The organism is Bacillus sp. FSL K6-1218 (assembly GCF_038006445.1).
In the GTDB taxonomy this organism is placed as follows: Bacteria; Bacillota; Bacilli; order Bacillales; family Bacillaceae_G; genus Bacillus_A; species Bacillus_A thuringiensis_S.
Map to the genome: position 1 here is coordinate 1 of NZ_JBBOVE010000001.1, position 7500 is coordinate 7500.

The window sequence follows — 7500 nt, forward strand, 5'->3', positions numbered from 1 at the left end:
TTGGAAAATATCTCTGATTTATGGAATAGTGCCTTAAAAGAATTAGAAAAGAAGGTAAGCAAGCCTAGTTATGAAACATGGTTAAAATCAACAACGGCTCATAACTTGAAGAAAGACGTATTAACGATTACAGCTCCAAATGAATTTGCTCGTGACTGGCTAGAATCTCATTACTCAGAACTAATTTCAGAAACACTATACGATTTAACAGGGGCAAAATTAGCAATTCGCTTTATTATTCCCCAAAGTCAAGCTGAAGAGGACATTGATCTTCCTCCAGTTAAGCGGAATCCAGCACAAGATGATTCAGCTCATTTACCACAGAGCATGTTAAATCCAAAATATACATTTGATACATTTGTTATCGGCTCTGGTAACCGTTTTGCCCATGCAGCTTCATTAGCTGTAGCCGAGGCGCCAGCTAAAGCGTATAATCCACTCTTTATTTACGGGGGAGTTGGGCTTGGAAAGACGCATTTAATGCACGCGATTGGCCATTATGTAATTGAACATAATCCAAATGCAAAAGTTGTATATTTATCATCAGAAAAATTCACGAATGAATTTATTAACTCTATCCGTGATAATAAAGCTGTTGATTTTCGTAATAAATATCGCAACGTAGATGTTTTATTGATAGATGATATTCAATTTCTTGCTGGAAAAGAACAAACCCAAGAAGAGTTTTTCCATACATTTAATGCATTACACGAAGAAAGTAAACAAATTGTAATTTCTAGTGATCGACCACCAAAAGAAATTCCAACTTTAGAAGATCGTCTTCGCTCTCGCTTTGAATGGGGACTTATTACAGATATTACGCCGCCAGATTTAGAGACACGAATTGCAATTTTACGCAAAAAAGCAAAAGCTGAAGGGCTTGATATACCAAATGAAGTTATGCTTTATATCGCAAATCAAATTGATTCAAATATTCGTGAATTAGAAGGTGCACTTATCCGAGTTGTAGCTTATTCATCTTTAATTAATAAAGATATTAATGCCGATTTAGCAGCTGAAGCACTTAAAGATATTATTCCAAATTCTAAGCCGAAAATTATCTCTATTTATGATATTCAAAAAGCTGTCGGAGACGTTTATCAAGTAAAATTAGAAGATTTTAAAGCGAAAAAACGTACAAAATCAGTTGCGTTTCCTCGCCAAATTGCAATGTATTTATCACGCGAACTTACGGATTCCTCTTTACCAAAAATAGGTGAAGAATTTGGTGGACGTGATCATACAACAGTTATCCATGCCCATGAAAAAATTTCTAAACTACTAAAAACCGATACGCAATTACAAAAGCAAGTTGAAGAAATTAATGGTATTTTAAAGTAGTAGCTGAATAGTGTGAATAACTTACCTTGTTTTACGCACAGTCTATCCACATGTAGATAGACTGTTTTTACATCCTTCAAAGGGGTTATCCACATATCCACAAGCCCTATTACTATTACTACTATTTTTTATCTTTATTAATTAAATAAAATCTTATACTTACCGGAGGTTTTTCTTTATGCGTTTTACAATACAAAAAGACTATCTTGTAAGAGGTGTACAAGATGTAATGAAGGCAGTTTCTTCTCGTACAACAATCCCCATCCTTACGGGAATTAAAGTTGTAGCTACTGAAGAAGGGGTTACATTAACAGGAAGCGATGCTGATATTTCTATTGAATCGTTTATTCCAGTCGAAGAAGATGGAAAAGAAATCGTAGAAATAGCTCAATCAGGAAGCATTGTTTTACAAGCAAAATATTTTAGTGAGATTGTAAAAAAACTACCTAAGGATACTGTCGAAATTTCTGTGGAAAATCATTTTATGACAAAAATAAAATCTGGAAAATCAGAGTTTAACTTAAATGGTTTAGATTCTGCAGAATATCCGTTATTACCACAGATTGAAGAACATCATGTATTTAAGATACCAACAGATTTACTTAAGCATATGATCAGACAAACTGTATTTGCAGTTTCTACTTCTGAAACAAGACCAATCTTGACAGGTGTAAACTGGAAGGTATATAACAGCGAGTTAACTTGTATTGCAACAGATAGTCATAGACTGGCACTTCGAAAAGCGAAAATCGAAGGACATAATATTGCAGATGAATTTCAAGCTAATGTTGTTATTCCAGGTAAGAGCTTAAATGAATTAAGTAAAATTCTGGATGAGTCTGAAGAAATGGTAGATATTGTAATTACGGAGTATCAAGTATTATTCCGTACAAAACATTTATTATTCTTCTCAAGATTGTTAGAAGGAAATTATCCAGATACGACACGTTTAATTCCAGCAGAGAGTAAAACGGATATTTTTGTAAATACAAAAGAATTCCTACAAGCAATTGATCGTGCTTCACTATTAGCGAGAGATGGCCGCAATAACGTTGTCAAATTATCAACTTTAGAGCAAGAAATGCTAGAGATTTCCTCGAATTCACCAGAAATTGGGAAAGTTGTCGAAGAAGTACAATGTGAAAAAGTAGATGGAGAAGAGTTAAAAATATCTTTTAGTGCAAAATATATGATGGATGCATTGAAAGCTCTAGATAGTACAGAGATTAAAGTTAGCTTTACTGGAGCGATGAGACCGTTCTTAATTCGTACAGTAAATGATGATTCAATTATTCAATTGATTTTACCGGTTCGTACTTATTAGGTAAGGAATAAGGGTTGCTAGTTTAAAGATGCTAGTGACCCTTATTTGATTTTTGGGTATTACTTTCCTAATGTTAGTTTATTTAGTACAATGAAAGAATGAACACTTTCAGAAAGTGAGCGATTTTATGAAACGTATTAAAATTTCAACAGAGTATATTACACTAGGACAGTTTTTAAAGTTAGCTGATATAATTGATACAGGTGGCGCTGTAAAATGGTTTTTACAAGAATACGAAGTGTACGTGAACAACGAACTTGAAAATAGAAGAGGTCGCAAACTATATGCGAACGATATTATTGAAATTCCAGGAAGCGGAACTTTCCAAGTTCAGGCATAAAGGGGGAGCCCTTTGTTTATTTCAAAAATACAATTAAAAAACTATCGAAATTATGAAAAATTAGAGCTTTCCTTTGAAGATAAGGTAAATGTAATTATCGGCGAAAATGCACAAGGGAAAACAAATTTGATGGAAGCTATTTATGTTTTAGCGATGGCGAAATCTCATAGAACCTCTAATGATCGCGAACTTATCCGCTGGGATGAAGATTTTGGTCAAATAAAAGGGAAATTACAAAAAAGAAACAGTTCTTTGTCTTTGGAATTAAATATTTCGAAAAAAGGCAAAAAGGCAAAATTAAATCAACTTGAACAACAAAAGTTAAGTCAATATATTGGCGTGATGAACGTTGTCATGTTTGCCCCAGAAGATTTAAATCTTGTAAAAGGAAGCCCTCAAGTAAGAAGACGCTTTTTAGATATGGAATTAGGACAAATAGCTCCTGTATATTTGTATGAATTAAGTCAATATCAAAAGGTGCTCACGCAACGAAATCACTTGTTGAAAAAAATGCAAGGGAATAGTAAGAATGAGGAAACGATGTTGGATGTATTTACACTTCAACTAATTGAGCATGGTGCGAAAATACTGCAAAAACGTTTTGAATTTTTGCAGTTGCTACAGGAATGGGCAGCTCCAATTCATCGGGGTATAAGCCGTGGATTAGAAGAGTTAGAAATTGTCTATAAACCAAGTGTAGATGTATCAGAATCAATGGATTTGTCGAAAATAAAAGAAGTATACTATGAAAGTTTTCAATCTGTGAAACAACGTGAAATTTTCCGTGGTACGACTTTAATTGGTCCTCATCGTGATGATTTACAATTCTTCGTTAATAGTAAAAATGTTCAAGTCTTTGGTTCGCAAGGACAACAACGAACGACCGCACTATCCCTAAAATTAGCTGAAATTGAATTAATTTATTCAGAGGTTAAAGAATATCCAATCCTTTTGCTGGATGATGTTTTATCAGAATTAGACGATTATCGTCAATCACATCTGTTAAATACAATTCAAGGAAAGGTGCAAACATTTGTTACAACGACGAGTGTCGACGGAATTGAACACGAAACATTAAAAGATGCGAAAACAATTCATGTAACGAACGGCACGGTAGATTGTGAAATAGATAGGGCATAAACCCCTGTTTAAATGGAAAAGTAGGTGATCTTTGTGTCAATGGAACAAAAACAAATGCAAGAAAATGCATATGATGAAAGTCAGATACAGGTACTTGAAGGACTAGAGGCAGTTCGGAAACGTCCGGGTATGTATATTGGATCTACGAGTGGGAAGGGACTTCACCACCTTGTATGGGAGATTGTCGATAATAGTATCGATGAAGCGTTAGCAGGGTATTGCGATGAAATTAACGTTAGTATTGAAGAAGATAATAGTATTCTTGTAACGGATAATGGACGTGGTATTCCAGTTGGTATACAAGAAAAAATGGGACGTCCTGCAGTAGAGGTTATTATGACTGTCCTCCACGCTGGTGGTAAATTTGGCGGTGGCGGTTACAAAGTTTCTGGTGGTTTGCATGGTGTTGGTGCATCTGTTGTAAATGCCTTATCAACAGAATTAGAAGTATTTGTACATCGTGATGGTAAAATCCATTACCAAAAATACGAAAGAGGTATTCCGGTTGCAGACTTAAAAGTCATCGGTGATACAGATAAGACTGGAACAATAACTCGCTTTAAACCGGATCCAGAAATTTTTAAAGAGACGACAGAATATGAATTCGATACGCTAGCGACTCGTATGCGTGAGTTGGCGTTTTTAAATCGTAATATTAAATTAACAATTGAAGATAAACGTGAACATAAGCAAAAGAAAGAGTTTCACTATGAGGGTGGAATTAAATCATATGTTGAACATTTAAATCGTTCAAAACAACCAATTCATGAAGAGCCTGTATATGTAGAAGGTTCAAAAGATGGTATTCAAGTTGAAGTTGCGCTTCAATATAACGAAGGATATACAAATCATATTTACTCATTTACAAATAATATTCATACGTATGAAGGTGGTACACATGAGGTGGGATTTAAAACTGCCTTAACACGTGTGATTAACGATTATGGTCGTAAAAATAACATTTTAAAAGATGCGGATAGTAATTTGACTGGTGAAGATGTTCGTGAAGGTTTAACAGCAATCGTGTCAATTAAACATCCAAATCCGCAATTTGAAGGGCAAACGAAGACGAAACTTGGAAATAGTGAAGCGAGAACGATTACGGAATCAGTATTCTCAGAGGCTTTTGAAAAATTCTTACTGGAAAATCCTAATGTTGCACGTAAGATCGTAGATAAAGGAACGATGGCAGCGCGTGCGCGTGTAGCAGCTAAAAAGGCTCGTGAGCTAACTCGCCGAAAGAGTGCTTTAGAAGTTTCGAGTTTACCAGGGAAATTGGCAGATTGCTCTTCTAAAGATCCAGCAATTAGTGAAATTTATATCGTAGAGGGTGACTCTGCGGGTGGATCTGCAAAACAAGGACGCGATCGTCATTTTCAAGCAATTTTACCGCTGAAGGGTAAAATTATTAATGTTGAAAAGGCACGCTTAGATAAGATTTTATCAAATGATGAAGTGCGTACAATTATTACGGCGATTGGTACAAATATTGGTGGGGACTTCGATATCGAAAAAGCACGCTATCATAAAGTTATTATTATGACCGATGCCGATGTTGATGGTGCGCATATTCGTACCCTATTATTAACGTTCTTCTATCGTTATATGCGTCAAATAATTGAGTGTGGATATATATATATCGCGCAGCCACCTTTGTTTAAGGTGCAACAAGGTAAAAAAATTCAATATGCTTATAATGATAAAGAACTTGAAAAAATATTAGCTGAGTTACCAGCCCAGCCGAAACCAGGAATTCAACGTTATAAAGGTCTTGGAGAGATGAATCCAACTCAGCTATGGGAGACGACAATGGATCCAGAAGTACGTTCATTACTTCAAGTTTCTCTTCAAGATGCAATAGAAGCAGATGAAACATTTGAAATTTTAATGGGTGATAAAGTGGAACCACGTCGTAACTTTATCCAAGAGAATGCAAAATACGTGAAAAACCTTGATATTTAAATGAGTAATGACAGGAATCTAAGTATTCCTGTCTTCTACATATAAATCAATGTATGTGTAACGGAAACGTAAGAGGAGGTGCTCGTTGATGTCAGACAATCAACAACAAGCACGAATTCGAGAAATTAATATTAGTCATGAAATGCGTACCTCATTTTTAGATTACGCAATGAGTGTTATCGTATCTCGTGCATTACCAGATGTTCGTGATGGATTAAAACCTGTGCATCGTAGGGTTTTATATGCGATGAATGATTTAGGAATTACAGCTGATAAAGCGTATAAGAAATCAGCACGTATTGTCGGTGAAGTAATCGGTAAGTATCACCCTCATGGTGATTCAGCCGTTTATGAAACAATGGTACGTATGGCGCAAGATTTTAGTCAACGTTATATGCTTGTAGATGGGCATGGTAACTTCGGTTCTGTAGATGGAGATTCAGCAGCGGCAATGCGTTATACAGAGGCAAGAATGTCTAAGATTTCTATGGAATTAATACGTGATATTTCAAAAAATACAATTGATTATCAAGATAACTACGATGGTTCGGAAAGAGAGCCGATTGTATTACCAGCGCGTTTCCCTAATTTATTAGTAAACGGTACGACAGGTATTGCAGTTGGTATGGCAACGAATATTCCGCCGCATCAACTTGGCGAAGTAATTGATGGTGTGTTGGCATTAAGTCATAACCCGGATATTACTATCGCGGAATTAATGGAATATATTCCTGGACCAGACTTCCCGACATCAGGTTTAATCTTAGGTCGAAGTGGCATCCGTAGAGCTTATGAAACAGGGCGCGGTTCTATTATGCTTCGTGCCAAAGTTGAAATTGAAGAGAAATCAAATGGTAAACAATCTATTATCGTAACGGAACTACCTTATCAAGTTAATAAGGCACGATTAATTGAAAAAATCGCAGAATTAGTTCGCGATAAGAAAATTGAAGGTATTACAGATTTACGTGATGAATCAGACCGAAATGGTATGCGTATTGTCATGGAAGTACGTCGTGATGCCAATGCAAACGTACTATTAAACAATCTATATAAACATACAGCACTTCAAACAAGTTTCGGTATTAATATGTTGTCTCTTGTAAATGGAGAGCCTCAAGTACTAAATTTAAAACAAAACTTATATCATTATTTGGAGCACCAGAAGGTAGTAATCCGTAGACGTACTGCTTATGAACTAGAAAAAGCAGAGGCACGTGCTCATATTTTAGAAGGATTACGAATTGCTTTAGATCATCTTGATGAAGTTATTACGTTAATTCGTAGTTCCAAAACGGCTGATATTGCAAAACAAGGTTTAATGGAACGTTTCGGTTTAAGTGAGAAACAAGCGCAAGCGATTTTAGATATGCGTCTGCAACGCTTAACTGGA

6 protein-coding genes (1 of these 6 only partly in view) are annotated in these 7500 nt (G+C 35.6%); all 6 read left to right on the top strand.

Annotation, left to right across the window (positions count from 1 at the left end):
• Positions 1 to 1341, top strand: a complete 1341-nt coding sequence (gene dnaA / locus MHI26_RS00005; RefSeq protein ID WP_000428018.1) for a chromosomal replication initiator protein DnaA — start codon at positions 1 to 3, stop codon at positions 1339 to 1341.
• A gap of 178 nt (positions 1342 to 1519) precedes the next feature.
• Complete coding sequence (dnaN, locus tag MHI26_RS00010; RefSeq protein ID WP_001212884.1) at positions 1520 to 2665, top strand: DNA polymerase III subunit beta; 1146 nt, start codon at positions 1520 to 1522, stop codon at positions 2663 to 2665.
• 127 nt (positions 2666 to 2792) lie between these two features.
• The gene (yaaA, locus tag MHI26_RS00015) at positions 2793 to 3005 is read left to right on the top strand and encodes a S4 domain-containing protein YaaA (RefSeq protein ID WP_000821361.1); all 213 of its coding nucleotides are present in this window, start codon (positions 2793 to 2795) and stop codon (positions 3003 to 3005) included.
• Between the two features lie 12 nt (positions 3006 to 3017).
• Positions 3018 to 4145, top strand: a complete 1128-nt coding sequence (recF, locus tag MHI26_RS00020) for a DNA replication/repair protein RecF (protein WP_061667494.1) — start codon at positions 3018 to 3020, stop codon at positions 4143 to 4145.
• A gap of 39 nt (positions 4146 to 4184) precedes the next feature.
• A complete protein-coding gene (gyrB, locus tag MHI26_RS00025; RefSeq protein ID WP_000435979.1) occupies positions 4185 to 6107 on the top strand; it encodes a DNA topoisomerase (ATP-hydrolyzing) subunit B in 1923 nt (640 codons plus the stop codon).
• 88 nt (positions 6108 to 6195) lie between these two features.
• Positions 6196 to 7500 carry the 5' portion of a DNA gyrase subunit A gene (gene gyrA, locus MHI26_RS00030; RefSeq protein ID WP_061667492.1) on the top strand. Its footprint extends 1167 nt past the window's final position, so the window shows 1305 of its 2472 coding nt (coding positions 1-1305); it begins with the start codon at positions 6196 to 6198; the stop codon falls past the right edge of the window.

Bases quoted from the DNA above. Each gene is read 5' to 3' on its own strand.
- dnaN (WP_001212884.1), top strand. From the start codon at position 1,520: ATGCGTTTTACAATACAAAAAGACTATCTTGTAAGAGGTGTACAAGAT.
- yaaA (WP_000821361.1), top strand. From the start codon at position 2,793: ATGAAACGTATTAAAATTTCAACAGAGTATATTACACTAGGACAGTTT.
- gyrB (WP_000435979.1), top strand. From the start codon at position 4,185: ATGGAACAAAAACAAATGCAAGAAAATGCATATGATGAAAGTCAGATA.